Genomic DNA, 26,306 nt, shown 5'->3' on the forward strand with positions numbered 1-26,306 from the left:
GGGGCCACGTACAGTTGACGTGGCAATCACGCGGGAGATCGGGGTCACCGACCGGACCGCGGCGGCATCACGGCAGGACGGCAGCACTCATGACGGCAACCCAGACCGACGACGCTCAGGCGACGGATCCCGGCGATGGTGTCGACCCCGCGGACCTCGCGGTCTTCCTCCGGGTGATCGACGAGGTCGGACAGCTCCCGTCGGACCACCCCCAGCTCGCGGTGGCGCGCCGTGCCACGTCGCAGCTGTTCAAGTCCGCGAAGAAGCAGCGCCGGACCGAACGTCGCGACGCGATCAGCACGGCCGACCGCGCCGTCGTGCACGCCACGGCGACCGGCAGTCCCGGCCGGATCGACGACGAGACGCAGGGCATCACCCTCGTCGCCAGCGTGCCGGGCGCCACCGCGGGCACCCTGCTCAAGCCGCGGCCGTGCTACATCTGCAAGGAGCTGTACACCCACGTCGACGCGTTCTACCACCAGCTCTGCCCGTCGTGCGCGGCGCTCAACCGCGCGAAGCGGGACGCCCGCACCGACCTGACCGGCAAGCGCGCGCTGCTGACCGGCGGCCGAGCCAAGATCGGCATGTACATCGCGCTGCGGCTGCTCCGAGACGGTGCGCACACGACGATCACCACGAGGTTCCCCCGCGACGCCGCCCGCCGGTTCGCCGCGATGCCCGACTCCGAGCAGTGGCTCGACCGGCTGACCATCGTCGGGATCGACCTGCGGGACCCGGCCCAGGTCGTCGCGCTCGCCGACGCGGTGGCCGCGGCTGGCCCGCTCGACATCCTGATCAACAACGCGGCGCAGACCGTGCGCCGCTCCCCGGGCTCGTACGCCCCGCTGGTCGACGCCGAGCAGCAGCCCCTGCCGGCCGGTCCGCTGCCGAAGGTCCTCACGCTCGGCCACTCGTCCGATGCCCACCCGAGGGCGCTCGCCGGTTCGGTCTCGGCGCTGACGAGCCCCACGTTCGGGCCGGGCGCCGACGTCTCCCAGCTCGCGCTCACGGCCGAGTCGGCTTCGCTCGAGCGGCTGCTCGCGGGCACGTCGATCGACGCCGGCGGCCTCGTCCCTGACACGGCCGAGTCCAACAGCTGGGTCGCGACTGTCGAGCAGGTCGACGCGATGGAGCTGCTCGAGGTGCAGCTGTGCAACCAGACGGCGCCGTTCATCCTGGTCAGCCGGCTGCGCCGGGCCATGGCCGCGTCGAGCGGGCGGCGGGCGTACATCGTCAACGTCTCGGCGATGGAGGGGGTCTTCGGCCGCGGCTACAAGGGTCCCGGGCACCCGCACACGAACATGGCGAAGGCTGCGCTCAACATGCTCACCCGGACGAGCGCGACCGAGCTCGCCGAGCACGGCATCCTCATGACCAGCGTCGACACCGGCTGGATCACCGACGAGCGGCCGCACCCGACGAAGGTCCGGCTCGCCGAGGAGGGGTTCCACGCGCCCCTCGACCTCGTCGACGGCGCCGCGCGGGTGTACGACCCGATCGTGCGCGGCGAGGCCGGCGAGGACCTGTTCGGCTGCTTCCTGAAGGACTACGCCCGCTCGGCCTGGTGAACCCGTGACGCGACCGCTGGGGTCGGGGCACGACTCGATCCCGAGCCGACCCTCGCAGCTGGTGGCGATCACCTGGGCTCGAACGGTGGCGGCCGAGCTTCTCGCCCTGCCGGCTGACGATCACGCACGGCTCGGCCGTCTGCGCCGCAGCGGGGACCGTGACCGCTCCGCGTCGGCGAGCGTGCTGCTCCGGGCGGCCGTCAGCACCTGGACCGGCGCGGCCGCCGACGACGTCGTCGTCCGCCGCGCGTGCGCCCTGTGCGGAGCGACGGATCACGGCAAGCCGTTCGTCGCGTCGACGCCCGCAACCCCGGCGCCGCCCCACGTCAGCGTGGCCCATGCGGACGACGTCGTCGTGGTCGCGGTCACGGCGGCCGGACCGGTCGGCGTGGATGTCGAGCCTGCGGGAGCCGCCCGGTTCGACGGGTTCGAGGCTGTGACGCTGTCGGATGCCGAGATGGCCGCCCACGCGGGGCACGATCCGGGCGCACGCGCGCGGACGTGGGTGCGCAAGGAGGCGGTGCTGAAGGCCACGGGCCTCGGCCTCGCCGTCGATCCTCGCTGCGTCGTGGTCAGCGCGCCGCACGAGCCGCCACGCGTCCTCGACCCCTCATCGGGTGACGACGCAGGCAGCTGGCAGCTCGCGGACGTCGAGCTCGCAGCGGGCCTCGCGTGCGCGGTCGCCGTCCGGACGGGCTCGGGCGGGCCCCTCGAGGTTCACGTTGTCGAGCTCGACGTGCGCTCGCTGACCAGCGGTGGCAGCTCGGTTCGGAACAGCCACCCGTCGAACAGGTGATGCAGCGGCTCGGCCGTGAAGCGTGCCGCGCAGTCGACGAAGTCCTGCGTGCTCACGGTGCCGTGGGCGTGCGTCCGGGTCCAGGACCGTAGCGTGTCGAAGAAGGCGACGTCGCCGACCACGGTCCGGATCGAGTGCAGCGTCAGCGCACCGCGCCGGTAGATGCGGTCGTCGAACATGCGGTCCGGACCGGGGTCGCCCACAAGGATGTCCTGCGGTTGCCCACGGAGGTCCCACCACGCCTTGCGCGCCATCGCCGAGGCAGTGGGCCCCCCGGTGCGCTCGGACCAGAGCCACTCGGCGTAGCACGCGAAACCCTCGTGCAGCCAGATGTCCTGCCAGCGCCCGACCGTCACGCTGTTGCCGAACCACTGGTGCGCGAGCTCATGGGCGACGAGCCGTTCCTGCCCACGGCGGCCGTCGAGGTGGTTCGCGCCGAAGACGGACATCCCCTGGGCTTCGAGCGGGATCTCGAGGTCGTCCGCAGTGACGACGACCGTGTACTCGGCGAACGGGTACGGACCGAACATCTCGACGAAGAGCGCCAGCATCTCCTTCTGGCGGCCGAAGTCGTGGCGGAACCTCTGCGCCAGCTGAGCCGGCACGAACGCCCGTTGGCGGACCGGGCCACCGCTCATCCGCACCGGCTCGTAGCGACCGATCTGCACCGTCGCCAGGTACGTCGCGGTGGGTTCGGGCTGGTCGAACACCCACCGGACCCGGCTCGCCAGCGCGGTTCGCGAGGTCTGCGTGCCGTTCGCGACGACCGTGTAGCCGACGTCCGTGGTGACGGTCGTCCGGAAGCTCGCCTTGTCGCCTGGGTGGTCGTCGCACGGGAACCACGACGGTGCACCATCGGGCTGACCGGCGACGATCACACCGTCCGCAAGCTCCTCCCAGCCCACCTCACCCCAGAGCCCGACGATCGGCAGCGGCTGTCCGGAGTAGTCCACATCGACGACCAGGCCGGTGCCGGCGCCGACGGCCGCCTCGAGCACGATCTGCAGCTTCCCGGTGCGGTGGACGTACCGGCTCGGCCGACGGCCGTTGACCATGACCTTGTTCACGCGCAGCCCGGCCAGGTCGAGGCTGAACCGGGTGAGCGGCTCCGTCGCCGTGACGTGCAGCCGCGCCGTGGCGACGAGGCGGTTGCTCGCGACGCGGTAGTCCAGGTCGAGCTCGTAGCGGCTCACCGCGAAGCCCGGGTTGCCGTGCCCCGGCACGTAGGGGTCGACCGTCATCGCGAACGCCGAACGGGCGCAGGCCATGGCGCGACCGGGTTGCCCGTCCACCGGCTGCCCGCGGGAAGCTCGTCGCCGCGCAGGACCAGGGCGGCCGGCCCCACGGTCGCTCCGGCGCCGATCGACGCGGCCGGCAGGATGACACCGTGCGGTCCGAGCGTGGCGCCCGCTGCCAGCGTCACGGTGTCCATGCTCATGATCCGATCATGGAAGAGGTGCGTCTGCAGCACGCACCCGCGGTTGACGGTCGCGCCGTCCCCCAGTGCGACGAGGTCCGCCTCGGGAAGCCAGATCGTCTCGCACCACACGCCGCGGCCGATCCGGGCCCCGAGGCTCCGCAGCCACAGAGTGAGAGCCGGGGTGCCGAGAGCCGTGCGCGCGAACCATGGCACCGCCACGGTCTCCACGAAGGTGTCAGCGAGCTCGTTGCGCCACACGAACGAGCTCCACAACGGGTGCTCCCCCACCCGGACGCGCCCGACGAGGACCCATTTGGCGAGTGTCGCCAGGGTGCACCCCAGCGCTGCCGCTGCGATCGCGAGCGGGCCGGCGAGCAGGCCTGCTGCGAGCCCGCCCCACGCATCGAGCACGGCCTGCAACGATCCGAGCAGCGCCACGCCGATGCCCACCGTGGTCACCACCGGGATCACGCGTAGCGCCTCGACCACCGCACGCGCGACCCGCAGCCGCACCGACGGCGCGAACGTCAGCCGTTCGTCCGACGTCGTCGGCGCGCGGCGCAGCCGAACGGGCGGCGACCCGAGCCACGACGTTCCGGACTTGGCATGTTCCGGTGTCGCCGAGAGGACCGCGACGAGGCCGCGCTTCGGAACCGCCCGACCCGCCGCGGTCATCCCCGAGTTGCCGAGGAACGCCCGCTTGCCGACCTTCGCCCGGTCGATCCGCAGCCAGCCGCGGCCGAGCTCGTAGGACCCGATGAGCGTGTCGTCGGCGAGGAACGCACCGTCGCCGATCGTGGTCATCCGCGGGAGCAGCAGTACCGTCGACGCCTCGACGCCGCGCCCGACGGTGGCACCGAGCGAGCGCAGCCAGGTGGGGGTCGCGAGGCTCGAGTAGAGCGGGAACAACCAGGTGCGGGCGTCGTCCATGAGGCGTTCGGTCGCCCAGACCTGCCATCCCACCCGGCTGCGGACAGGGTGATGGCCCTCGCTCAGCCGGATTCCGAGAAGGCGCACGCAGACGAGCGTGAGCACGGCCAGGACGACGAACATCACCACGGCCCCGGCCGGCACCCACGCCAACGCGCCGCGGGCCGCTCCGCCGAGTGTTGCCGAGCCGCGCACCCCCAGACCGACGACGGCCAGGCCGCACGCACCTGCGACCAGAGGAAGAGCGCCGAGCACGACCGCGGTCAGACCGTAGACGGCCACCCATCCGGGCGCGCGGGGCGCGCGGCGGTGCGGCCAGTCGTGCCGTGCGGGCCCGGCGAAGGTCGCGGGCGACCCGGTCCACCGCTCCCCCGGCGGCACCGAGACGAGCACGGCCGACCCGGCGGGGATCTCGGCGCCCTGGCCGACGCGGATCCCGGGCGCGAGAACGCTGCGCGACCCCACCGTCGCGCGCGCATCGACCCGGACCTTGCCGATGTGCAGCACGTCGCCGTCGAGCCAGTGACCCGTCAGATCGACCTCGGGCTCGATCGAGCAGCCCTTGCCGAGCGTGAGAAGTCCCGTCACGGGTGGCAACGAGTGGAGGTCGACGTGCCGACCGATCTTTGCTCCGAGCGCGCGCGCGTACGTGCTGACCCACGGGGCACCGGCGAGGTTGTCGGCGCCCGCCGCCGCGGCGAAGCTCTCGGTGAACCACAGACGCAGGTGCATGCTGCCGCCGCGGGGGTACCGACCCGGCTTCACCGTCCGGAGCAGGGTGCGGGCGACCAGGATCGTCATCCCCATGCGGCCGAGCGGCGTGACGAGGACGAGCCAGCCGGCCAGCACCCACCACCATGACACGGGCGAGACCCAGGGGACGCTCCCGGTTGCCGCGAGCACGTTGTCGACCACGGCGAGCCAGGTGAGCCAGCGCAGGCCGATCACGGCGTGCAGCGGCACCGCCGCGAGTGACTGGACGACCTGGGCCCGACGCGGCGTCGGCATGACGCTGCGCGACTCGCCCGACGTCGTCGGCTCGAGCTCCTCGAGCCGCTGGGCCAGCGCGCCGAGGTTCGGGTTCTCGTAGACGTCCGCGACAGTGACGTTCGGGTAGCGCTCACGCAGAGCAGACACGAGCTGGGCGGCCGACAGGCTCCCCCCACCGTCGGCGAAGAAGTCGGCGTCGGGGCCCTGGACAGCGACGCCCAGCGTGCGGGTCCACTGCTCGGCCAGCCAGCCCGCTGCACCGACGAGGGCAGCCGGGGCAAGGTCCTCGCTCTCGAGGCGTTCGAGCGGCCAGGGCAGCGCGTCGCGGTCGACCTTGCCGGAACCCCGTGTCGGGATCGACCCGACGGGCGCGAGCAGCGGCACGAGCGGCGCGGGGAGGCGCTCCTGCAGCAGGGTCCGGAGCGCCGCCAGGTCGAGCTCGACGTCCTGGGCCGGCGCGAGGTAGCCCACGAGCACCTGATGGCCGGCCGCAGTGGAACGGACGGCGGCCGCGGCACCGGCGATGCCCGGCAGGGCCAGCAGGGCCGCGTCGACCTCGCCCAGCTCGATACGTCGTCCGCCGAGCTTGACCTGGTCGTCGGCTCGGCCGACGAAGACCAGTCCCGCCGCGTCGTACCGGACCAGGTCACCGGTGCGGTACGCGCGCTGCCACCCGAGCGCCGGGAGCGCCGCGAACTTCTCCGCGTCCCGCAGCGGGTCGAGGTAGCGGGCCACACCAACCCCGCCGATGACGAGCTCGCCGATCTCGCCCGCCTCGACGACGCGGCCGGCGCCGTCGACGACCGTCAGGTCCCAGCCGTCGAGTGGCACGCCGATGCGCACCGGGGCCTCGCCCGTCAGCCGCGTCGCGCACGCCACGACCGTGGTCTCGGTCGGCCCGTAGGTGTTCCAGACCTCGCGGCCCGGCATCGCGAGCCGTGCGGCCAGCTCAGGGGGGCACGCCTCGCCGCCGAAGACGAGGAGCCGGACGCCCGTGAGGTCCTCCGGGCGCCACAGCCCCGCCAGGGTGGGCACGGTCGAGATCACCGTGATCCCCTGCACCGCGAGCCACGGTCCGAGGTCCATCCCGGTCCGTACGAGCGCTCGGGGCGCCGGGACGAGGCACGCGCCGTGCGCCCACGCGAGCCACATCTCCTCGCACGACGCATCGAACGCGACCGAGAGCCCGGCGAGGACCCGGTCGCCCGGTCCGAGCGGTCGCCCGGTCAGGAACAGCCGGGACTCAGCATCGACGAATGCAGCCGCCGACCGGTGACTCACCGCGACCCCCTTGGGCATCCCGGTCGAGCCCGACGTGAAGATGACCCACGCGTCGTCCTCGGGCGTGGGCCGTCTCACCAGCCGACGCCCGGCGGTCTGGACGACGGGTCGGCGATGGACGATCTCTCCCTCGCCGATGAGGATTGCCACGACGTCCGCCTCGGCGAACACCGTCCGGGCGCGTTCGTCAGGGTCGTCGGCATCGACCGGGACGTAGGCCGCGCCCGCCTCGAGCACGCCCAGGATCGCCACGTAGAGCTCGACCGTGCCGGACGGGATGCGGATGCCCACCCGATCGCCTCGTCGAATCCCGACTGCGGCCAGCTCGGCGGCCTTCGCGGTGACCGCCGCGGCCAGCTCGGCGTACGTGAGCGCGACCGAGCCGTCGTCGATCGCGAGCGCGTCACCGTTCCCGCGGGCTGTCGCGTGGAGGATGTCGCTGAGGGTCCGCTCCGCTGCTGCGGCCGCGGACCGGTGGTAGATCCGCTCGAGATCGGCGTCGGCGATGGGTTCGCTCACGTCAAGAGCCCCTCGTGGTTGGCGCGCCGCTGTCAGGTGCCCATGATGGTCCCATGTCGGTCTCCGCGCGCCCGGGCTCGTCCATGTTCGCGGCGACGCTGCTGCGGCGCCAGATCGACGAGCTCCGGGCGGCCGACGCCGATGTCCGCGCGGGCGAGCCCGACGCGATCCACGACGTCCGCATCGCTGCGCGTCGGCTGCGCTCCACGCTGACGTCCTACCGCAGGCTTCTGCCTCCCACGGAGGCTCGCGGGCTCACCGAGGAGCTGCGGTGGCTCGGGTCCGCGCTCAGCCCGGCGCGCGACGCGCAGGTGATGCGCGCCCGCCTCCTCGGGGAGCTCGCCGACACCCCGGACGATCTCGTCGTCGGGCCCGTCGGTGACCGCATCCGTTCCGCGCTCGACGCCGATGCGCGCCGCGGGCAGGAAGCCGCGGCCGAGGCGCTCAGCTCAGCCCGTTACTCGCACCTGCTCCGCGACCTCGACGCGCTCACGACAGTCGGCACACCGTCGGACACTCCCGAGCGCAGTGCCGCGCGATCCGTTCGGCGTGCCCTGCGCGCGGACGTGCGGCTCGCGCGTCGCGCGGTGCGTGCCACCCGGGCGGACATGTCGGCGCCGGACCAGGACGTCGCCCTCCACGAGGCGCGCAAGAAGGCCAAACGGCTCCACTACGCGGCGGAGTCGGCTGCAGAAGTCCTCGGTCGCCCCGCGGACGAGCTTGCCGAGGCGGCGCACGGCGTCCAGGACCTGCTCGGCGAGCATCAGGACAGCGTCGTCGCACGCCAGTACCTGATCCGGCTCGCGAACGCGCAGCGCGCCGCCGGAGAGGACACGTTCACCGTGGGTCTCCTGCACGCACGCGAGCAGGCGGCTGCTCGCACCGACACCGCGACGACGAGAGCCGCCTGGCGGCGCATCGCTCGGGCGGCGCGTCGGCTCGAGCGCTGACGGCACGAGTGCGGCGCCGTCGAACGGCACGCGCATGTCACGCGTCGCGCGGCCGCCGAGCGCCCCGGACCGCGATCGCGGTCAGCGGGTCGTCCGGCCACGCATGCCGTGGGTAGCGGCGGCTCAGCTCGCCCCGCACCTGCGGGTAGCCCGTGCGCCAGAACGACGCCAGGTCGGCGGTCACCGCGACGGGACGCCGAGCCGGCGAGAGGAGGTGCAGCAGCAGCGGGACGCGACCGTCCGCGATCCGGGGCGTCGCCCGCCAGCCGAACACCTCCTGGACCCGCACCGCGAGCACGGGCTGGTCCGGTTCGTAGTCGACGTGCACGCCCGCGCCGCTCGGGACCACGACCCGCTCGGGTGCGAGCTCGTCGAGGCGCCCCGCCTGCGGCCACGGCAGCATCCGGCGCAGGGCCGACGTGACGTCGACGCGCTGCAGGTCACGCGCACCGCGGATCCGCGCGAGGTCCGGGCCGAGCCAGCCGTCGACGTCGGACAGCAACGCGTCGTCCGACACGTCGGGCCACGGCGGGCCGAACGTCGCACGGAGGAACGCCATCCGGCGCCGCAGGCTCGTCGCCGTGGCCGACCACGGCAGCAGCGCGAGGCCGTCACGGGCAAGGCCCGCACGGACCGCGGCGGCCACGAGCGCGCGCGACGGGTCGGTGATCGCTGCGGACGACAGCTCGATCGCGCCGAGACGCCGGGTGCGCCGCGCGACGACCTGCCCGTCGACCCAGGAGACGCTGTCCTCGTCCGTGAGCAACGACGGGGCCGCCTCGATCGCGAGCGACTCGTCGAGCGGTGCTGCGGAGCGGACCGTCGCGTCGCGTCGTCCAGCCCCGCGGTCCGCATCCGCGATCGCCAGCCAGGTGAAACCGGCCAACGGCGACGCCTCCGCTGGGAGGGACGCGCCGGTCCCCGACGCCATCAGGTAGGTCGAGCCGTTCGGACGCCGGCGTGCGATGCGGTCGGGGTGGGCCAACGCCACGACGAGCCCGACGGCGAGGTCGTCGGTCAGGTGACCGCCACCCGCGGGCGCCCGGGCGCCGGGCGGCAGGGCGGCCCGTAGCCGCTGCGTCTGGGCGACCCAGGCCGCGGTGTCGGAGCTGCCTCGCCGCAGGGCCCGCAACGCCGCGACGAGGTCCCCGCCGGGAGCGCGCACGTCGTCCGCGAGCAGGGCGACGACCTCCGCGGCGCGGTCCGGTCCGACGACCTCCGACGCGTCCAGGAGCGCGCGTGCGAGCCTCGGGTCGGCCGCGATCCCCGCGATCCGCCGCCCGCGCTCGGTGACCCGACCGTCCGCGTCCACCGCGCCGAGCCCGACCAGGGTGCTGCGCGCTGCGGCGAGCGCGGCCTCGGGCGGCGGGTCCATGAGCGCGAGGCCCGCGCCGTCGGGGCTCCCCCAGCACGCGAGGTCGAGCGCGAAGGCCGTGAGGTCAGCCGTCTTGATCTCAGGCTCGGGGTGCTCGCGCAGCCGCGCATGCTCGGCCGGCGACCAGCACCGGTAGACCGCTCCGGGACCTTCGCGGCCCGCACGGCCCGCACGCTGCTCGGCGGCCGCCCGGCTCACCCCGACGGTGACGAGCCCGGCAAGACCGCGTCGATGGTCGGTGCGCGGCTCCCGTGAGAAGCCGGCATCCACGACGACCCGCACCCCGGGCACCGTCAACGACGACTCGGCCACGGCGGTCGAGACGACGACCCGGCGGCGTGGACCCGCCGTCAGCGCCAGGTCCTGGTCCCGGTGCGACAGTCGTCCGTGCAGCGGGCGGACGTCGGCATCGATCCCGGCGAGTCGGCGCGCGACGCCGTTGACCTCACCCGCGCCCGGCACGAACACCAGGACGTCCCCTGAGCACTCGGCGAGCGCCCGGCGCGTGCAGGCCGCCACGTGGTCGAGGAACCCGGGGGTGACCCCGCGCTCGTCGGTCCGCGCGACCCGTCCGGGCGGCGGGCACCACAGCAGAGCCACGGGGTGCAGGGCGCTCGTCACCGCGACCACGGGAGCCGGTTCGGCGCCCCCGAGCAGGTCCGCTGTCCGTGCCGCCTCGACCGTCGCGGACATCGCGACCAGCGTCAGGTCGGGACGCAGGTGGGTGCGCACGTCCACCAGCAGCGCGAGCGCCAGGTCGCCGTCGAGCGCGCGCTCGTGGCACTCGTCGAGCACGACGGTGTCGACGCCGGGCAGGTCGGCGTCACGCTGCAACCGACGCAGCAGGACGCCTGTCGTGACGAACTCGATCCGGGTGGCTCGGCTGCTGCGGTGCTCGCCCCGGACGGCGTACCCCACGCTTGCCCCGACCGGCTCGCCGAGCAGCTGCGCGAGCCTGCGCGCGGCCGCGCGGACCGCGATGCGCCGCGGCTGGGTCACGACGACGCGCCCCTCGACGAGCGCCGCGAGGGCAGGCGGCACCATCGTCGTCTTCCCGGTTCCCGGCGGAGCCTGCACGACCGTGAGTCCCCGGGAAGCGACGGCGGCGGTGAGCGCGGGCAGCCCGGCGACCACCGGGAGGTCCGGCGGGGCGGCCAGCAGTGTGCGGATCGCGTCGTCGGCCACACCTGAAGTGTGCCGCCTCGCGCATGCACGAGTGACCGCCCTGGCGGCGACGTGCGCCGCGGCCGCCGGAAGAGGAACCTGGAGCCTGCGCCCGACCCAGGGTGACCGCGACCGAAGACGACCACCGAATGACCGACGGAGACGACATGTCGACCCTGCCCCCCAGCGTGCGCCTCGAGACCGGACAGGGCGGGCTGCCCCTCGTGCGCGTGACCGCACCCGCATCGACCGCGGAGATCTACCTCCACGGCGCCCACGTGACCAGCTGGGTGCCGCAGGGGCAGCAGCCCGTCGTGTGGCTGAGCGCCGAGAGCCGTTTCGACGAGGGCTCGGCCATCCGTGGCGGCGTGCCGATCTGCTTCCCGTGGTTCGGCGCACGCGCCGGCCACCCCGAGGCCCCGCAGCACGGCTTCGCCCGCCTGTCCGACTGGGAGCTCGTCGACGCCGAGGAGCAGGGCGACGAGGTCGTCGTCCGGCTCCGCCTCACCGACAGCGAGGCGACGCGGGCGTCGGCCTGGCCCTACCTGTTCGAGGCGACGTTCACCGTCGTCGTCGGCGTGCGGCTGTCGATGACGCTGGAGGTCGTGAACCGCGACACCACGGAGTTCGCCTTCGAGGAGGCTCTCCACACGTACCTCGCCGTCGGCGACGTCCGTTCGACCGAGGTCACCGGGCTCGAGGGGACGGACTACGTCGACCGGCCGTCCGGCCCCGACCCCCTGCCCGGCGAGCCCGGACCGGTGCGCTTCACGGGCCCCACCGACCGCATCTACCTCGCGACCACCGCGCCGACCACCGTGCGCGACGAGGCCGGCGCGCGCGCCATCGCCATCGCCAAGGACGGGTCGGCCACGACCGTGGTCTGGAACCCGTGGCTCGACAACGCCCGGGCGATGGCCGACTTCGGCGACGACGAGTGGACCGGGATGGTCTGCGTCGAGACGTGCAACGTGCGCGACGACAGCGTGCTGCTCGAGCCCGACCAGAGCCACACGATGTCGGCGCGGCTCGAGGTCAGCGGGCTGTCGACCCCGTGAGGAGCCCGCGCACGTACGCGGCCTGACCCGCATGCTGCAGGTCGTCGGCGATCACGCTGACGAGCCGGACACCGAGTGTCACGGGCGGGTCCCACCGCACATCGACGATGCGTCCGAGGTCCGCGTCCACGACCTGTCCCACCAGGGCGACGGTCCGCTCGTGAACCGCCCGGTGGTAGCCGGTCAGAAGCTCGGCGGGGACGCGCACCGCTGCGACCTTGTCGGAGGTGTGCCGGTAGCCGGTCTCCGCCGGGCCGAACGGCAGCGCGAGCCGCTCGTGCCACCCTGCGGTCGTCCAGATCTGCTCGGTGCCGAACGCGTCCGCGACGTGGTCGTCCTGCACGCGCGTGAGGTGCCACACGAGCCACGCGACCGAGTTGCCGCGACCCTCGGGGCGCTCCGCGAGCTGCTCGGGCGACAGCCCGTCGACCGCCGCCTCCACCACCTCACGGATGCGACCGAACGCGTCTACCAGTAGCTCAGCCGATGTCATGACGACCCCTTCGTGGACGACGCGCGGACGTCAGCACGCTAGTCCGGTCCGTCGCGTGCCCGCATGTCGGCCGTCCGCGCTCACGCCCTCGACTCGCGAGCCGTCTGCACCGCTTGTAGCGTCCCGACGCAGCGAGATGTCGGCAACGATCGAAGGAGTCCCGTGACCGCGACGACCTCCGGCCCGTCCACCGACGAGGTCCACCGCTCGCCTGTCCGCCGGTTCCTCGACGTGCTCGGACCGGGCCTGGTCACCGGGGCGTCGGACGACGACCCGTCGGGCGTGGCGACCTACGCGCAGGCGGGGGCCACGTTCGGCACCGGCATGCTCTGGACCGCGCCGGTCACGCTCCCGCTCTCATCTCGCGGGACCGGCAGCTCATGGGCCGGTACCGCAACGGCAAGCTCGCGGCAACACTCGGCTGGAGGACGACAGCGATCATGCTGGTCGCCGGTGTTGTCGGCCTCTGGCTGACCATCACCGGCAGCTGACCGGACGTACGCGGCGTCCACGGGTGCCGGGCATACCCTCTCCATGGCCCCGCCGTGCTCGCGGGGCCCGGCTCGACGCGGGGAGAACACCGATGTCCGAACGCACCATCGTCATCACCGGCGCGAGCGACGGGATCGGGGCAGCCGCGGCACGCGAGCTGGCCCGCAGCGGCGGCCGGGTCGTCGTCGTCGGGCGCTCGGCTGAGAAGACCCGGGCTGTCGCGGCCGAGCTCGGCGCCGAGACGTTCCTCGCCGATTTCGCCCGGCTCGACGACGTGCGCGAGCTGGCCGACAGACTGCTCGAGGCGTACCCCCGGATCGACGTCCTCGCCAACAACGCCGGCGGCATCATGGGCGAGCGCACGGACACCGTCGACGGGCACGAGAAGACCTTTCAGGTCAACCACCTCGCACCGTTCCTGCTGACCACGCTCCTCCTCGACCGGCTGATCGAGTCGAACGCCCGCGTCATCACCACGTCGAGCGTGGCCAACTCGGCGTTCGGCCACCTCGAGATCGACGATCTCGACGCCCGAGGGAAGTACTCGCCGAACAAGGCGTACGGCGACTCGAAGCTCGCGAACATCCTGTTCACGAGGGAGCTGCACACGCGCTACGCGGCGCACGGCCTCGCCACGGCGTCGTTCCACCCCGGCGGGGTCGCGACCAACTTCGCGGCCGACTCGACCAGCCCGATGCGGATCGTCTACACCACGGTGCTGCGGCGCGTCCTGATCTCCCCGGAGAAGGGCGCCGACACGTTGGTCTGGCTCGCGTCGACGGAGCCGGGCGCGGACTGGGTCTCCGGGGAGTACTACGTCAAGCGCAAGGTCGCGAAAGCGAACACGCAGGCGTACGACGTCGACCTCGCGCGCGAGCTGTGGGACCGCAGCGCCGCGATGGTCGGCTAGCCACGCTCGTCACGTCCCGCCCTCGCCGGCGATCTCCTCGGCAGCCCGACGTGCGCTCGGCGGGTCGAGGTACCGTCCGCCGCGCGGGGTGGCCTGACCGTCGGGCGCGACGTCGTACACGAGGGGGTGCCCCGGCGGGAGGTTGAGGTCCTGGACCTCGTGCTCGTCGAGGTCGTCGATCAGCGCGCACAGGGCCCGCAGGCTGTTGCCGTGCGCGACGACGAGGACCGTGCCGCCGCGACGAAGCGCAGGGAGGGTGTCGGCCCACCACGGCGCGACCCGGGCGATGACGTCGTGCAGCGACTCCCCCGCCCCGGCCGGCGAGAGCTCGGCCCCCGGCTCCGCGTAACAGTCCGACGTCACGACCGTGCCGGGCGCGGCGGGCGGCGGGGTGCCGTGCAAGGTCCGACGCATGCTCATGAAGCCCTCGGGGCCGAGCAGCTCACGCGCGTGGTGCTTGGCCATGCCCGTCAGGCACCCGTAGTCGCGCTCAACGAGGCGCCACGACAGCTCCAGCGGCACGGCCGTCAGCCCGAGCTCGGCGCGGATCACCTCGGCGGTCCGTCGTGCGCGGAGCATCGGCGAGCTGATCAGCACGTCGGGCACCACGTCGGTGTCCCGCATCAGGGCTGCTGCTGCGCGCGCCTGGTCGACCCCCGCGACCGAGAGGTCCACGTCCATCCGGCCGGTGAAACGTCGGGCTGCGTTCAGCGTGCTCTCTCCGTGGCGCACGACGACGAGGGCCCCGGACCGGGCCGTCATGCGAGCAGCCACATGACGAGCACCCCCAGCGCGGCGGCGGCCACCGCCAGGAGCAGCGTCCCCAGCGCATTGGCGACGGCCCGGCGGTAGTCCCCCGACTGCGCCAAGCGGACCGTCTCGACCATCGCGGTCGAGAAGGTCGTGTAGCCGCCGCAGAACCCGACGGCTGCCACCAGGTAGACGGTCGTCGACAGGGAGTGGTACGCCAGAGCGCCCGCCAGGAGCCCGAGGAGTGCCGACCCCGAGACGTTGATCAGGACGGTCGCGAGCGGGAAGACCCGGCTCCAACGCCCACGGATCAGCCCGTCGACGATGAACCGGGTCGCCGCACCGAGCCCGCCGAGCAGCGCCACGAGCAGGAGGGTCATCGGTCCGTGCCCCCGGACGCCGGTCGGACGGCACCGTCGGGGCCGCATGCCCGACGTCGCCGGTCGTGCCGTGCCGACACCACGACGCCGAGCAGGCACGCGAGCAGCCCGCACGTCAGGGTCGACACCGCGTACGTCGCCGCGGTGAGCAGCGCGTCGTGAGAGAGCAAGCGTTCGAGCTCGATCGCGAGGCTGCTGAAGGTCGTGAAGCCACCCAAGACGCCGGTGCCGAGGCCGAGGCGCACCGCGCGACGCCGCGGGTTCTCGGTTCCGCGCCGCAGGAGCGCCTCAAGCAGGGCGCCGAGCAGGAAGGAGCCGACCACGTTGGCGACGAACGTCGCGACCGGCCAGCCGCCGTGGCTGGGCAGCGCCTCGCTCAGCAGGTAACGGCCGGTCGTGCCGACCATGCCACCGAGCGCAACGAGCGCGACGAGCCGGGGGTTCAGGTGGTGGGCGGGCCTCATCCCCCGCTCCTGCGTGGCCTGACGCCGCCATGCCGGCCGTGCAGCCGTGATCTGTTCATCGCACGTCTCCAGCCGCACCGGCACTCTTGGGCGGCGTCACTCTACGCCGCCCGGACCTGCCGACGAGGCCGCGACCCACTCCGGCAGCGCGACGACGCGCTCGGGACCTTCGGCCAGAGATCCTGCTCCTCACCAGCGCGTATCGTCCGAGAGACAGCACGTCCACTGCACTCGACGGAGAGATCAGTTATGGACACAACCCGTCACCAGGGCAAGGTCGCCATCGTCACCGGAGCGGCGAACGGCATCGGCCGCGCCACCGTCCTGCGACTCGCACAGGAGGGCGCCACCATCATCGGCTGCGACGTCAACGCCGCGGCTCTGAGCGAGACCGAGCAGCTGCTGGCCGAGGCCGGCAAGACGGCGCAGCTCGTCGTCGCCGACGTCAGCCGCCAGGACGACGTCGACCGCGTCGTCGCGGCGGCCGGTCCGCGGGTCGACATCCTGGCGAACGTCGCCGGGATCATGGACCACTTCGTGCCGCTCGGCGAGCTCGAGGATGCGCTCTGGGAGCGTGTGATGGGCGTCAACGTCACCGGTGTGATGCGCCTGACGCGAGCGGTCATCCCGGCCATGGAGGCTGCAGGTCACGGCGCGATCGTCACGGTCGCGTCGAAGGCGTCGCTCGGAGCCGGTGCGTCCGGGGTGGCGTACACGACCTCCAAGCACGCGGTCATCGGCCTCGTTAAAAGCGTCGCGTACTACTACGGGGGCAAGGGGATCCGGTCCAACGCCGTCCTCCCCGGCGGCGTGATGACCGCGATCGGCGCCACCTCCAACCCGCTCGTGCCGTGGGCCATGGAGCGCGCCCAGCTGTCCATGGCGACGATGTCGCGCATGGCCGACCCCGACGAGATCGCGACGGTCATCTCCTGGCTCGCGTCCGACGAGGCGTCCAACGTCAACGGCGCGGTCGTCAGTGCCGACGGCGGATGGGCCACGGCCTGAGCCGCCCTATCGCGCAGGACGGCGCCGCTCCCTCACCTCCGGGGGCGGCGCCGCCTGCTGCTGAGATGTACCTCGTCGGGCCGGAACCCGAGGCGCGTCAGACCGGCGCGGCCTCGAGTGACGTCTCGACGTTGAGGATGTTCCCGTCAGGGTCGGCGAACCACACGGCCTTCATCCCGTCGGACGTCGCGACGCCGTCCACCCACGACGCGCCGGGGAGCTCGAACGTCTGGAACTCCAGGCCGCTCGCTCGCAGCGCCGCGACCTCGGCGTCGAACTGGCCCCCGGGGACCTCGAACGACACAGCCGTCCCCTTGTTGGTGCCGGCGTAGGCCGAGGGGTAGACGAGGATGTGGCTCGAACCGGCTCGGTACATGACCCCGTCGGGCGCATCACCGACCTGTGTGAATCCGAGGACGTCCTCGTAGAAGGTACGTGCCTTCTCGAGGTCCCGGACCGCGAGGGTGGGCACCGGTGTGAACTCGGAGAGCATGGCTCCTCCACTGCGGACCAGGCGACCATCGACTGGTCGGCAAGGGTAACCTAAGTCCGACCCTGCCGGAAGGTCAACGGGACGGCGAACGACCTACGACGACGACATCCGGCTCGCCCCTCGCGGCAGAGACCTCGGCGACCGCCACGTCGGTGAAGTGCTCCCTCATCCGCGCGACGAAGGCAGGCACGGGCGCTGCGCTCCAGATCGCCAGGACCCCGCCAGGAGACAGCACGCGCGTGGCGGTGCGCAGGCCGTCGTCCGCGTACAGCCACCCGTTGCCCGGCGTCACGAGCCACTCGGGCCCGTTGTCGACGTCGAGACAGATCGCATCGAGCGAGCCCGCAGGCGCCCCGACCAGCCACGGGACCACGTCGGCCTCGTACGCGTGCACGCGTGGGTCACGCAGCGCGTCTCCGTTCACCGAGGCGAGCGGGCCGCGGTTCCACCGCAGCACTGCGGCCTCCCGTTCGACGACGTGCACCTCGCCGACGCCCGGGTGGGCGAGCGCCGCAGCGAGCGAGAAGCCCACACCCAGCCCGCCGATGAGCATCCGACCCGGCTGTGGCATCCGGTCGGCTGCTGCGGTCACATGGAGACGCTCGGAGGCGCCACCGCGGGTGTCCATCAAGAAGACACCGTTCGCCACGATCTCGTGGTGCCCCTCACCTCGGAGCAGCACGAGCTCCCCGCAGCACCCGGCAACCCGCTCGACGACAGTCATCCCTTGCGACACGACAGCAGGCTACGACTCCCGCTCGGCTGCGCGTCGGCGGGTTGTCGCATTGGCGTGGTCGGACCACCGCGGCACCCACCGAGCGAGGCCTCCTGCCGCCAGCAGCCCGACCGCACCCATGGCGGCGATCCCCGCCGCAAGGCTCCCCAGCGCGGCTCCGGCGGCGACCACGAGCGGGCCGCCCGCCACTCCTGCGTCGGAGAACAAGCGCCAGATCCCGAGGAACTGCGGCCGCACCGCAGCGGGGGCGACGTCGGCGCCCAGCGTCATGAGGATCCCCGCACCGATGCCGTTGCCGAGCCCCATGACCATCGCCGCGACCGTCACACCGGCGAGGGTGGTGGTCATGGGCAGCGCGAGGATCGCGCAGCCGAGAACCACCATCGACGGGATCGCGACCCAGAGCCGGCCGCGACGGTCCATGACCCTGCCGGCCGGGTAGAACAGCAGCATGTCCACCGCTCCGGAGATGCCGAAGACGATGCTGGTCGTGGCAGGACTGAATCCGAGCTGTTCCGACCACAGGGGCAGCACGACCTGGCGGCTGGCCCGGACGGCGCCGACTGCCATGACCGCGAACCCGAGGGTCAGGAAGACCCGGGCGTTCTGGCGCAGCACGGTGCGCATCGGCACGGTGACGGCAGCGTGGCGACGTCGGACCGCCTCGGCCCCGGCGACGTCGGGGACCACGAGCACGACGAGCCCGGCGACGAGGCTCGTGAGGACTGCGAGCCAGTAGACGCCGTTCAGGGCCACCAGGTGCACGACACCCGCGCCGATGAACGGCCCGATGAAGGCGCCGATGCGCTGGACGCCGCCGAGCGTCGAGAGCGCCCGGGCGCGCTTCAGGACCGGGATGACCTCGGTGAGATACGACTGGCGGGCCAGCGTGAAGACGGCGTTGGTCGCTCCGACGCAGACCACGCCCGCGCCGAGCACCCACATGTTGGGCGCGAGCGCGCAGCCGGTGAGCGCGAGCACGGAGAGTGCCGCGGCGACGAGCATGGCCCGCCGGTCGCCGATGCGGGCCGCAAGGACCCCGGCTGGCACGTCCCCCACGATCTGCCCGACACCCAGCAGTGCCACCAGCAGTCCAGCAGCCGCGAGGTTCGCACCGAGAGCGACCGCCGAGAGCGGGATGATCGGCATGATCGCGCCGACGCCGATCTCGAAGACCAGGGCCGGGGCATAGACCCCGCGGGCAACCTCACGCAGCTCCACCTCGGGTCGCTGCGGTGGCTCGGAGGAGGTCATCACCACCATTGTGCCGTGTGATCGGCTGTCGGCCGCCAGCCCGTCGAGGCCTCGTGAACAGCACATTCAGGACAACGTGTTCGGCGCGGCCCGTAGACCCGGACCCCCTCGACACGAAACGATGACTCAAGGCCGCGCCCCTGTCGGCCGATCACATCAGTGAATGGCGAGCGCACTCGCAGGTGCCCCGTGGGTTCGGGTTCGTGGAGAGTGGCAGGGGCGGCATCCGCCGCGACCGCCGCCCGGCAACCAGAGAGAGAGAACCATCATGGACAAGTGGCGCATCGCGAAGAACAGCACGATCATCCGCATCGCAGCCTCCGCCGGCACGATCGTCGCCGTCGCCGCGCTGGCCGGCGCCGGGTTTAAGTGGTAACTGCTCAGCCTCGCGAAGGCGGGGCTGCGGGCACGCCCGCGGCCCCGCCTTCGCTGCTCGGCGCCTACGTCGCAGCGGTGTGCGGTCTGGGTCTGGCGGCCTTGGTCGGCGTGGTCGCACAGACACCGTGGTCGGCGGTCGCGCAGGGCGCCTGGTGGCCGATCGGCTTCCTGGCAGTTGCCACTGTCGTAGGCGAGACGAAGCCGCTCCTCATCTCGCGGAGCGGCAGGTCGTCCGGCACCGTGTCCACGTCGGGTCCGTTCGTCCTCGCCCTCGTCGCAGTCGCGGGCGTCGGGGTAGCCGTCCTGGCTCAGGCCGTCGCAAGCCTGGCTGACGACCTCATCAACCGTCGCACGCCGAAGAAGTCGGCCTTCAACTCCGCTCAGTACGTCCTCAGTCTCGTCGCCGCCCGAGCCGTCTACTCGGGCCTGGCGCATCGCCCGTTCTTCGGTGGTCCTTCGACGGTCGAGGCGCGCGACGTCGGCCCGTTGTTGGCAGGCGGGCTTGCGATGGTCGTCGTCAACCTGTTCCTCGTGGCCATCGTGGTCGCGATCGCGACGCCCCAGCCGCTGCTCACCGTCGTTCGCGAGGACGCACGCTTTCACGCCGCGACGCAGGTGGTGCTGCTGTGCATCGGCGCGGTCGCGGCTACCGTCGCCAAGGACGGGGTGGCCGTTCTTGCGCTCCTGTGTGCGCCCGTCGTCGTCGTCCACTGGACCACGGCCGCGGCGATCCGCCACGGACACGAGGCGTCGCACGACTCGCTGACCGGCCTGAGCAACCGGGACCGGCTCTACACCCAGCTCGAGCACACCTTCGCAGCCGCCCACCGCACGGCGTCGAGCGGTCCGGGCCTCGTCCTGCTCGACCTCGACCACTTCAAGGACATCAACGACACCTTGGGTCACCCTGTCGGCGACAGGCTCCTGCAGCAGGTGGCAGAGCGCCTCGTGCTCGCGCTCGGCGATGACGACCTCGCCAGTCGGCTCGGTGGCGACGAGTTCGCCGTCGTGGTCGACGGCGACCTGGCGGCCACCCAGACGGTCGCGCAAGCGCTGCTCGCCTCGCTCGAGGCACCGATGCGGGTGGGCGAGGTCGAGCTGCTCGTGCGGGCGAGCGCCGGCGTCGCGGTCGCCCCGGAGCACGGCGACGACGCCGAGGCGTTGATGAAGAACGCGGACATCGCGCTCTACCAGGCGAAGCTCGACCGGGACCGCATCAGCACCTACTCGCCCGAGTACGACGTCAACACGCTCGAGCGTCTGCAGCTGCTGGCCGACCTGCGTACCGCCCTCGACACCGGCCAGCTCGACGTCGCGTACCAGCCTCAGGTGAGCCTGATCAGCAGGCGGATGGTCGGCCTCGAAGCGCTCATCCGCTGGCAGCACCCGACCCGCGGGGCCGTCCCGCCGGAGAGCTTCATCCCTCTCGCGGAGAACTCCGGCATGATCGCCGAGCTGACAGCCTTCGTGCTCGACGCGGCGCTGGGCCAGCTGGCCGCGCTGCGCACAGCGGGCCACGAGCTGCGCATGGCCGTCAACCTCTCCGCCCGGCACCTGTCCGACCTTGCACTGCCACGGCAGGTCGCCGAGGCGCTCACGCGGCACGGGATCCCTCCCGCGATGCTGGTGCTCGAGGTGACGGAGACCGGCATCCTTGCGGACCCGGCGCGGGTCGACGCGGTCATCGGCACGCTCCGCGAGCTCGGGGTCGCGATCGCGGTCGACGACTACGGAACGGGCCATGCCTCGCTCAGCTATCTCAAGACTCTCGAGGTCGACGAGCTCAAGATCGACAAGTCGTTCGTCGTCGACATGGGCCGCGACACCCACGACTTCATCATCGTCCGGTCGACGATCGCCCTTGCCCTGGACCTCGGCCTGCGGGTGATCGCCGAAGGAATCGAGGACGAGGAGACGGCCGTCGCCCTGCGCGCCCTCGGCTGCGGCGTGGGTCAGGGCTACCACCTGGGTCGCCCGACCACGCCCGACCAGATCCTCCTGCGCCTCGACGACGAACGATCGCTGGCGGCCTCTCGCCCCGCGGCGACACTCTGACCGTGCTGCTGCTCGCCGTCTGCGTCCTCGGACTCGTCTCGCCCCTGCTCGTCGGTCGGTGGCCCGCCGGGCTGCTGCTGCACGCGTGGCGTTGGCCGCTCCTGGTCTGGGTGACCCTGGGACTGCAGGTGGTCGCCGTCGAGGTCCCGCTGCCTGGGGTGGTCGCGCCGGTGCTGCACGTGCTGACCTACGTCGTCGTCGTCGGCTTCCTCTGGGTGAACCGCACGCTCCCCCACATCGCGGTCGTCGCGGCGGGGGCAGCGTCGAACGGCCTCACGATCGCGCTCAACGGCGGGGTGCTGCCGGCCTCCGCGGGCGCCGTCTCCGCGGCCGCGCTCGACAACCACATGGCGTTCGCCAACTCCGCCGTCGTCGCGCACCCGGTCCTGCCCTGGCTGGGCGACGTGTTCGCGTGGCCGGCGCCGCTGCCGCTCGCGAACACCTTCAGCGTGGGCGACGTGCTCATCGCGGTCGGCGTCGTGCTCGTGGTCTGGACCGGCACCTGTCGGCTCGGCCGCACACCGAGCCAGCGCGTCGGCGCGAGCCACACGTCGGACGTCGGCCGGCTGTCGTCGCCCGCCGAGCCCGACGGGTCTGCCCCACCCCCGGCGTGAGTGTGCGGTGAGCAGCGATCAGGCCGTCGAGGCGTCGTCCTCGGCGACGCCTCGCTTGCGGCCCGCGCGCTTCGCCCTGAGCAGCTGGCGGTCCGCGTGGCGCATGAGCGCTGCGGCGTCATCGTCGACGCCGACCATGGCAGCGCCGATCGACACCGTGATCCGCAGGGGTGAGACGTCGCCGTAGCGGCTGTTCGCGGCCACGACATGAAGACGCTCCGTGAGCGAGCGCAGCTCGTCGTCGGTGATCGGACCCGTGATCACCGCGAACTCGTCGCCACCCGTCCGCACGACCTGGTCACCGGCTCTGACGGTATGGACGAGGCTGCGGGCGAGCACGGTGAGCACGGCGTCGCCCGCGTCGTGCCCAAGGGTGTCGTTGGTCTGCTTGAACCGGTCGACGTCGATCACCAGCGCGGCGAAGCGCGCGCCGTCACGTCGCCACTCGGAGAGCCGAAGGCTCAGGCACCGGTCGAGGGATCGACGGTTGCCGACACCTGTGAGTGGATCGATCAGCGCGAGGTGCTCGGCGTCGCGCAGGTCCTGCTCCAGCTCCCTGTGGTCGGAGTCGTCCCGGAAGGTCTCGACCGCGCCGCTGATCGTGCCGTCCTCGGCGCGGAGTGCGACGGCGGTCACGTGGACGGGTCGGACGTGCCCCTCACGGTGGTGCAGGAAGACCCTGACCGACCGGGTGCGTCCGTCCGTCATCGTCGCGACCAGAGGGCAGCCCGCACCGCACAGCTCGACGCCGCGTTCGTTGACATGGTTGAGACGGCCGTCCCCGCACCACCCGCCCACCATCTGGTCGGCGGAGAAGCCCGAGATCGCCTCCGCGGCGCGGTTCCAGTAGGTGATGCGCCTGGACGGCTCGACGACGTACATGCCGTCGCTCATGGCGTCCAGCAACGCAGCGTGGGCCGGCGCCTCGCTCACGGGCGCCCGGCCTGGAAGATCGTCACAAGTCGTCACGCTAAGGGACCCAGTCCTCACCGCGCGTGGGCTGATCAGGTCGTGGGGCGAGAAATCACCCCTGCCGACAACCGGGCGACCAGAGCGTGACTGCCGGGCGACTGGCACGAGATTAGGGTGTGGACCGGGAAGTCGTGGCTGCCGAGGGAGGTACCCGTGCCGGGCGTGACCAGTGCCGACGTCGCTCGAGAGAGCGGGGTCTCGCGGACCACGGTCAGCTATGTGCTCAACGCCAAGGAGGGCGTGGTGATCTCCGAGGCGACGCGCCAGCGCGTCCGCGCCGCTGCGGTCCGGCTCGGTTACTCGCCGTCGGCGGCGGCGCGGACGCTGCGTCGGGGCAAGAGCGACCTCGTGCTCTGCGTGCTGCCGAACTGGCCGATCGGTCCGGTCATCGACACGTTGCTCGACCACCTTGCGCGTCAGCTCGCCGAGCGCGGCCTGACGGTGCTCGTCCACCACGGTCGCGGCAACCGGCCGCTGTCCGAGCTGTGGCGGGCGGTGACTCCCCGCGCCGTCGTCGGCTTCACCACCTTCGCCCCCGAGGACGAGCAGTCGATGCGCCAGGCAGGCATCCAGGTGGTCGGCACGGCGCTCGAGCAGGACCCCCGCGACCCCGTCGCCCACTCGGTCTCCCAGGCTGCGATCGGCCGCCTCCAGGTGCAGCACCTCGCCACCCGCGGCCACCGCGTGATCGCGTACGCCACGCCCACCGATCCCCGGCTCGCGGACTTCGCCGACGGCCGGCTCGCGGGTGTGCGCCTCGAGTGCGCGGACCGCGGGTTCCCGGAGCCGCTCGTGGCGCCCGTCGACCTCGACGTGCGGTCGGCCGCGCTCGCTGTCCGGGGATGGCGCGCGGCAGGCATCCCGGTGACGGCCGTGGCCGCCTACAACGACGAGGTGGCACTCGCGGTTCTCGCGGGCCTGCGCGCCGAGGGGGTGAGCGTGCCCGCGGACGTGGCCGTCATCGGCGTGGACGACATCCCGGCCGCGCGGCTCGCGCTTCCCGCGTTGACCACGGTGTCTCAGGGCGTCGACGCCCAGGCGCGGTATCTCGCCTCGGCGGTCCTCGCGGCAATCGACGGCCACACCCTGCCGCCGACGTTCCCCGCCGATGTCCTCGACGTCGTCGCGCGCGACTCGACGTGAGCGTCGCCGCACGTTCCCGTTGACAGCGCTGGGGGCCGGAGCGAGCTCGCCCCGACCCCCAGGCCCGTGATACGCCGTTCAGTCGTCGTCGTCCGTCACGGGAAGCTGGTGACGAAGCTCGGCGTCCCGGTGGTGGTGTTGTCGACCGGAGCACCCGTGTCGTTCACCACATGGTCGATCGTCCCGGCACTCAGGTTGACCGTCAGGACGTGGTGCAGCCGGACGCCCGGCGCCACCGGGACCTCGAAGCCACGCGCAGCGTGGATCGTCGGGTCGACGTTCGTGAAGATGTACGCGCCGCCGCCCCACAGCTCGTGGGTCGTGACGTCGTCGGCCACCTTGTACGCTGCCCAGCCCAGGACGCCGTCGTGCTGCCACGCCGCCTGGTTCGGCGGGTCGTACGGCAGCTCGTTCTGGAAGAACACCGTGCGACCGTTCTCGCCGTTCCACAGGACGTTGTACTGCTGGTAGTGCTCGACGAAGAGACCGGTCGCGGTCACGTTGTCGCCGTTGACGACGACGCCGTTGCGGCCGGTGCTGACGTCCCAACCGACCGAGCCGGCGACGCCGTGGTCCGCGCGCCAGGCCCAGAGGTGGTCGATCAGCACGTTGTCGCTGTTGACCTCGAGACTGACGTCCGCCTTGCCGACGTGCGGACCGCCCACCCGGAAGTAGACATCACTGAGCGTGGTCGGGTTGAGCGCGTCGGAGGCCCTGGTCGCCTCGCGGCCGTTATTCGTGCCGATGCGCAGCAGGACGGGCGAGCTGACATCACCTGCGTCGATCGTGAGGCCGGCAAGGATCACCCCGGGAACGTCGGCCACCGTCACGGGAGTCGCACCGCCGACGGCCGTCAGGGTCGCGTGGCCGAGCCCCAGCACCACCGTGTCGGCGCGCTTGACGGCGATGGACCTGGAGACGTCGTAGACGCCCGGGGTGAGCAGCAGGTTGCGGCCGCGGGCGAGCTGGTTGTTGATGACCTGCACCGAGTCGGACGGCTTCACGACATAGAACTTGGAGATCGGGATCGATCGTCCCGGGGTCTGACCGTTCGCCCACGTGACCCCACGGCTGTTCTGCTGCGCCGACGGCACGTAGACGTTGTACCGGCCGCTTCCGTCGACGAACAGGAACGGCTTCTCACGGCTCACAGGGGTCGTGTCGAGCGTCGTGTACGGCGGGTTCGGGAACGCCTCATCCGTCGGGGCGCCGACGACGCCGGCGAAGACGGCGTTCCAGACGCCGTTGGACCATCCGCCGATGTCACTGTTACGCGTGATCCACTGCTGCTGCGACCCGTTGATGACGAAGCCGCTCTTGGTGTCCGCGATGAATCCACCGCTCGCGTACTGGGGGCCGGCGGTGCAGTAGTCCATCAGCGAGAGGTTCCCGCCGGTGATGTTCAGTCGCCGCATGGAGACGGCTTGAGACACGGCCCAGAAGTCGGCTGAGGCTCGACAGCCGTCCTGACCGGTGCCGTTGATGTTGAGCGTGAGGTTCGACAGGGTGCGCCAGAAGTTCACGAGGGCCAGGCAGTTGCTGGTGCCGCCGTCGTCGAGGCAGCGGTTGTAGACCTCGATCTTGCCGTTGATGACGACGTCGGTCGGGGACGCGCCGAGGCCGGCCACCTCGGTGTAGTAGCCGACCTTGATCTGCAGCGGCGCGGTGGCCGTGCCGTACACGCCCGGCTTGAACAGCAGCGCGTGCCGACCCGTCCCCATCTCGGCGTCGATCTGCTCGGCGTTGACCGCGTCGACGGTCGCCTGGATCTGGCTCACCGGCATGCTGGGGTCGAAGACGACGACGTTCGGGCCGAGGTCCGGCTCGGTGGCGCTCGTCGCGGGTGGGTTCGTCGCGCCTGCCGCGGTCGCGATGCCGCCGGTGAGAGCCGTCGCGAGAGCGACTCCCAGGGCAAGGGTGCGGCCACGACGTCGTCGGCCGGGCCGCCAGGTGCCATGGCTCTCGGCGCCGGCGCCAAGGGTCGGGGTGGGTAACGATCTCATGCGATTCAGGCCTCCCCATTGAGGTGAAATGCACTGGTGACTCGTGTCAATCAGGCAGCACCCAGACTAGGGACAGCCCGGGGGATGTCAAGAGCAGCGGGCCCCGCCGA

Annotated in this window: 21 protein-coding genes; 9 read left to right on the top strand and 12 right to left on the bottom strand. The window is 72.3% G+C overall.

Going from position 1 to position 26,306, the window contains the following annotated elements:
* Nucleotides 1-89 precede the first annotated feature (89 nt).
* Both VFW79_RS12910 and VFW79_RS12915 read left to right on the top strand, forming a co-directional pair.
* The gene (locus VFW79_RS12910) at nucleotides 90-1,568 is read left to right on the top strand and encodes an SDR family NAD(P)-dependent oxidoreductase (RefSeq protein ID WP_329677695.1); all 1,479 of its coding nucleotides are present in this window, start codon (nucleotides 90-92) and stop codon (nucleotides 1,566-1,568) included.
* A gap of 4 nt (nucleotides 1,569-1,572) precedes the next feature.
* Complete coding sequence (locus tag VFW79_RS12915) at nucleotides 1,573-2,364, top strand: 4'-phosphopantetheinyl transferase family protein (RefSeq protein ID WP_329677696.1); 792 nt, start codon at nucleotides 1,573-1,575, stop codon at nucleotides 2,362-2,364.
* Here VFW79_RS12915 and VFW79_RS12920 read toward each other — a convergent pair.
* Nucleotides 2,286-3,632, bottom strand: coding sequence for a M1 family metallopeptidase (locus tag VFW79_RS12920; protein WP_329677697.1), 1,347 nt, complete (start codon nucleotides 3,630-3,632; stop codon nucleotides 2,286-2,288). The two genes, VFW79_RS12915 and VFW79_RS12920, sit on opposite strands and share 79 nt — an antisense overlap.
* Nucleotides 3,602-7,504: a Pls/PosA family non-ribosomal peptide synthetase gene (locus VFW79_RS12925; RefSeq protein WP_329677698.1), complete on the bottom strand. Its 3,903-nt coding sequence runs from the start codon at nucleotides 7,502-7,504 to the stop codon at nucleotides 3,602-3,604. The genes VFW79_RS12920 and VFW79_RS12925 overlap by 31 nt, the downstream gene beginning before the upstream one ends.
* Nucleotides 7,505-7,557: 53 nt before the next feature.
* Between VFW79_RS12925 and VFW79_RS12930 the strand changes: the two genes are divergently transcribed.
* Nucleotides 7,558-8,454: a CHAD domain-containing protein gene (locus tag VFW79_RS12930; protein WP_329677699.1), complete on the top strand. Its 897-nt coding sequence runs from the start codon at nucleotides 7,558-7,560 to the stop codon at nucleotides 8,452-8,454.
* Nucleotides 8,455-8,491: 37 nt separating this feature from the next.
* On the opposite strand, the gene hrpB is transcribed toward VFW79_RS12930, so the two are convergent.
* Nucleotides 8,492-11,014 (bottom strand): ATP-dependent helicase HrpB, encoded by a 2,523-nt coding sequence (hrpB, locus tag VFW79_RS12935; RefSeq protein ID WP_329677700.1) that lies wholly within the window; start codon nucleotides 11,012-11,014, stop codon nucleotides 8,492-8,494.
* 146 nt (nucleotides 11,015-11,160) lie between these two features.
* Here hrpB and VFW79_RS12940 point away from each other — a divergent pair, with 146 nt between their 5' ends.
* Nucleotides 11,161-12,051 (top strand): D-hexose-6-phosphate mutarotase, encoded by an 891-nt coding sequence (locus VFW79_RS12940; protein ID WP_329677701.1) that lies wholly within the window; start codon nucleotides 11,161-11,163, stop codon nucleotides 12,049-12,051.
* Here the strand turns inward: VFW79_RS12940 and VFW79_RS12945 are convergent.
* The gene (locus tag VFW79_RS12945; RefSeq protein ID WP_329677702.1) at nucleotides 12,029-12,544 is read right to left on the bottom strand and encodes a mycothiol transferase; all 516 of its coding nucleotides are present in this window, start codon (nucleotides 12,542-12,544) and stop codon (nucleotides 12,029-12,031) included. The two genes, VFW79_RS12940 and VFW79_RS12945, sit on opposite strands and share 23 nt — an antisense overlap.
* A gap of 583 nt (nucleotides 12,545-13,127) precedes the next feature.
* On the opposite strand from VFW79_RS12945, the gene VFW79_RS12950 reads away from it, so the two are divergent.
* Nucleotides 13,128-13,946: an SDR family NAD(P)-dependent oxidoreductase gene (locus VFW79_RS12950; protein ID WP_329677703.1), complete on the top strand. Its 819-nt coding sequence runs from the start codon at nucleotides 13,128-13,130 to the stop codon at nucleotides 13,944-13,946.
* Nucleotides 13,947-13,955: 9 nt separating this feature from the next.
* Here VFW79_RS12950 and VFW79_RS12955 read toward each other — a convergent pair whose 3' ends face one another.
* From VFW79_RS12955 to VFW79_RS12965, 3 genes are read right to left on the bottom strand one after another with little or no spacing between them, the layout of a single operon-like run.
* Nucleotides 13,956-14,708, bottom strand: a complete 753-nt coding sequence (locus VFW79_RS12955; RefSeq protein ID WP_329677704.1) for a 2,3-bisphosphoglycerate-dependent phosphoglycerate mutase — start codon at nucleotides 14,706-14,708, stop codon at nucleotides 13,956-13,958.
* Nucleotides 14,705-15,076, bottom strand: coding sequence for a CrcB family protein (locus tag VFW79_RS12960; RefSeq protein ID WP_329677705.1), 372 nt, complete (start codon nucleotides 15,074-15,076; stop codon nucleotides 14,705-14,707). The genes VFW79_RS12955 and VFW79_RS12960 overlap by 4 nt, the downstream gene beginning before the upstream one ends.
* Nucleotides 15,073-15,540, bottom strand: coding sequence for a CrcB family protein (locus tag VFW79_RS12965; RefSeq protein WP_329677706.1), 468 nt, complete (start codon nucleotides 15,538-15,540; stop codon nucleotides 15,073-15,075). Before VFW79_RS12965 ends, VFW79_RS12960 begins: the two co-directional genes overlap by 4 nt.
* 249 nt (nucleotides 15,541-15,789) lie before the next feature.
* On the opposite strand from VFW79_RS12965, the gene VFW79_RS12970 reads away from it, so the two are divergent.
* Nucleotides 15,790-16,548, top strand: a complete 759-nt coding sequence (locus tag VFW79_RS12970; RefSeq protein ID WP_329677707.1) for an SDR family oxidoreductase — start codon at nucleotides 15,790-15,792, stop codon at nucleotides 16,546-16,548.
* 97 nt (nucleotides 16,549-16,645) lie between these two features.
* On the opposite strand, the gene VFW79_RS12975 is transcribed toward VFW79_RS12970, so the two are convergent.
* From VFW79_RS12975 to VFW79_RS12985, 3 genes are all read right to left on the bottom strand, one after another.
* Entirely contained in the window at nucleotides 16,646-17,041 is a 396-nt protein-coding gene (locus tag VFW79_RS12975) for a VOC family protein (RefSeq protein WP_329677708.1), read from the bottom strand.
* 73 nt (nucleotides 17,042-17,114) lie between these two features.
* A complete protein-coding gene (locus VFW79_RS12980) occupies nucleotides 17,115-17,777 on the bottom strand; it encodes a hypothetical protein (protein ID WP_329677709.1) in 663 nt (220 codons plus the stop codon).
* A 9-nt stretch (nucleotides 17,778-17,786) separates the two neighbouring features.
* A complete protein-coding gene (locus tag VFW79_RS12985; RefSeq protein WP_329677710.1) occupies nucleotides 17,787-19,031 on the bottom strand; it encodes an MFS transporter in 1,245 nt (414 codons plus the stop codon).
* A gap of 486 nt (nucleotides 19,032-19,517) precedes the next feature.
* Between VFW79_RS12985 and VFW79_RS12990 the strand changes: the two genes are divergently transcribed.
* The gene (locus tag VFW79_RS12990) at nucleotides 19,518-21,464 is read left to right on the top strand and encodes a putative bifunctional diguanylate cyclase/phosphodiesterase (RefSeq protein ID WP_329677711.1); all 1,947 of its coding nucleotides are present in this window, start codon (nucleotides 19,518-19,520) and stop codon (nucleotides 21,462-21,464) included.
* 2 nt (nucleotides 21,465-21,466) lie between these two features.
* Complete coding sequence (locus VFW79_RS12995; RefSeq protein ID WP_329677712.1) at nucleotides 21,467-22,078, top strand: DUF5317 family protein; 612 nt, start codon at nucleotides 21,467-21,469, stop codon at nucleotides 22,076-22,078.
* An 18-nt stretch (nucleotides 22,079-22,096) separates the two neighbouring features.
* On the opposite strand, the gene VFW79_RS13000 is transcribed toward VFW79_RS12995, so the two are convergent.
* Nucleotides 22,097-23,155 carry a sensor domain-containing diguanylate cyclase gene (locus VFW79_RS13000; protein WP_329677713.1) on the bottom strand — a complete coding sequence of 353 codons (1,059 nt, stop codon included), beginning with the start codon at nucleotides 23,153-23,155 and terminating at the stop codon, nucleotides 22,097-22,099.
* A gap of 48 nt (nucleotides 23,156-23,203) precedes the next feature.
* Between VFW79_RS13000 and VFW79_RS13005 the strand changes: the two genes are divergently transcribed.
* Complete coding sequence (locus tag VFW79_RS13005) at nucleotides 23,204-24,193, top strand: LacI family DNA-binding transcriptional regulator (protein ID WP_329677714.1); 990 nt, start codon at nucleotides 23,204-23,206, stop codon at nucleotides 24,191-24,193.
* A 95-nt stretch (nucleotides 24,194-24,288) separates the two neighbouring features.
* Here VFW79_RS13005 and VFW79_RS13010 read toward each other — a convergent pair whose 3' ends face one another.
* Complete coding sequence (locus tag VFW79_RS13010; RefSeq protein ID WP_329677715.1) at nucleotides 24,289-26,196, bottom strand: adenylyl cyclase; 1,908 nt, start codon at nucleotides 26,194-26,196, stop codon at nucleotides 24,289-24,291.
* Nucleotides 26,197-26,306: the final 110 nt, after the last annotated feature.

It is taken from the genome of Cellulomonas sp. (genome assembly GCF_036279715.1).
Lineage (GTDB): Bacteria > Actinomycetota > Actinomycetes > Actinomycetales > Cellulomonadaceae > Cellulomonas_A.

Excerpts from the sequence above, each read along its gene's own strand:
- VFW79_RS12910 (WP_329677695.1), top strand. The coding sequence starts at position 90 with ATGACGGCAACCCAGACCGACGACGCTCAGGCGACGGATCCCGGCGAT.
- VFW79_RS12920 (WP_329677697.1), bottom strand. The coding sequence starts at position 3,632 with ATGGCCTGCGCCCGTTCGGCGTTCGCGATGACGGTCGACCCCTACGTG.
- VFW79_RS12930 (WP_329677699.1), top strand. The coding sequence starts at position 7,558 with ATGTCGGTCTCCGCGCGCCCGGGCTCGTCCATGTTCGCGGCGACGCTG.
- VFW79_RS12940 (WP_329677701.1), top strand. The coding sequence starts at position 11,161 with ATGTCGACCCTGCCCCCCAGCGTGCGCCTCGAGACCGGACAGGGCGGG.
- VFW79_RS12945 (WP_329677702.1), bottom strand. The coding sequence starts at position 12,544 with ATGACATCGGCTGAGCTACTGGTAGACGCGTTCGGTCGCATCCGTGAG.
- VFW79_RS12950 (WP_329677703.1), top strand. The coding sequence starts at position 13,128 with ATGTCCGAACGCACCATCGTCATCACCGGCGCGAGCGACGGGATCGGG.
- VFW79_RS12955 (WP_329677704.1), bottom strand. The coding sequence starts at position 14,708 with ATGACGGCCCGGTCCGGGGCCCTCGTCGTCGTGCGCCACGGAGAGAGC.
- VFW79_RS12960 (WP_329677705.1), bottom strand. The coding sequence starts at position 15,076 with ATGACCCTCCTGCTCGTGGCGCTGCTCGGCGGGCTCGGTGCGGCGACC.
- VFW79_RS12965 (WP_329677706.1), bottom strand. The coding sequence starts at position 15,540 with ATGAGGCCCGCCCACCACCTGAACCCCCGGCTCGTCGCGCTCGTTGCG.
- VFW79_RS12970 (WP_329677707.1), top strand. The coding sequence starts at position 15,790 with ATGGACACAACCCGTCACCAGGGCAAGGTCGCCATCGTCACCGGAGCG.
- VFW79_RS12975 (WP_329677708.1), bottom strand. The coding sequence starts at position 17,041 with ATGCTCTCCGAGTTCACACCGGTGCCCACCCTCGCGGTCCGGGACCTC.
- VFW79_RS12985 (WP_329677710.1), bottom strand. The coding sequence starts at position 19,031 with ATGACCTCCTCCGAGCCACCGCAGCGACCCGAGGTGGAGCTGCGTGAG.
- VFW79_RS13010 (WP_329677715.1), bottom strand. The coding sequence starts at position 26,196 with ATGAGATCGTTACCCACCCCGACCCTTGGCGCCGGCGCCGAGAGCCAT.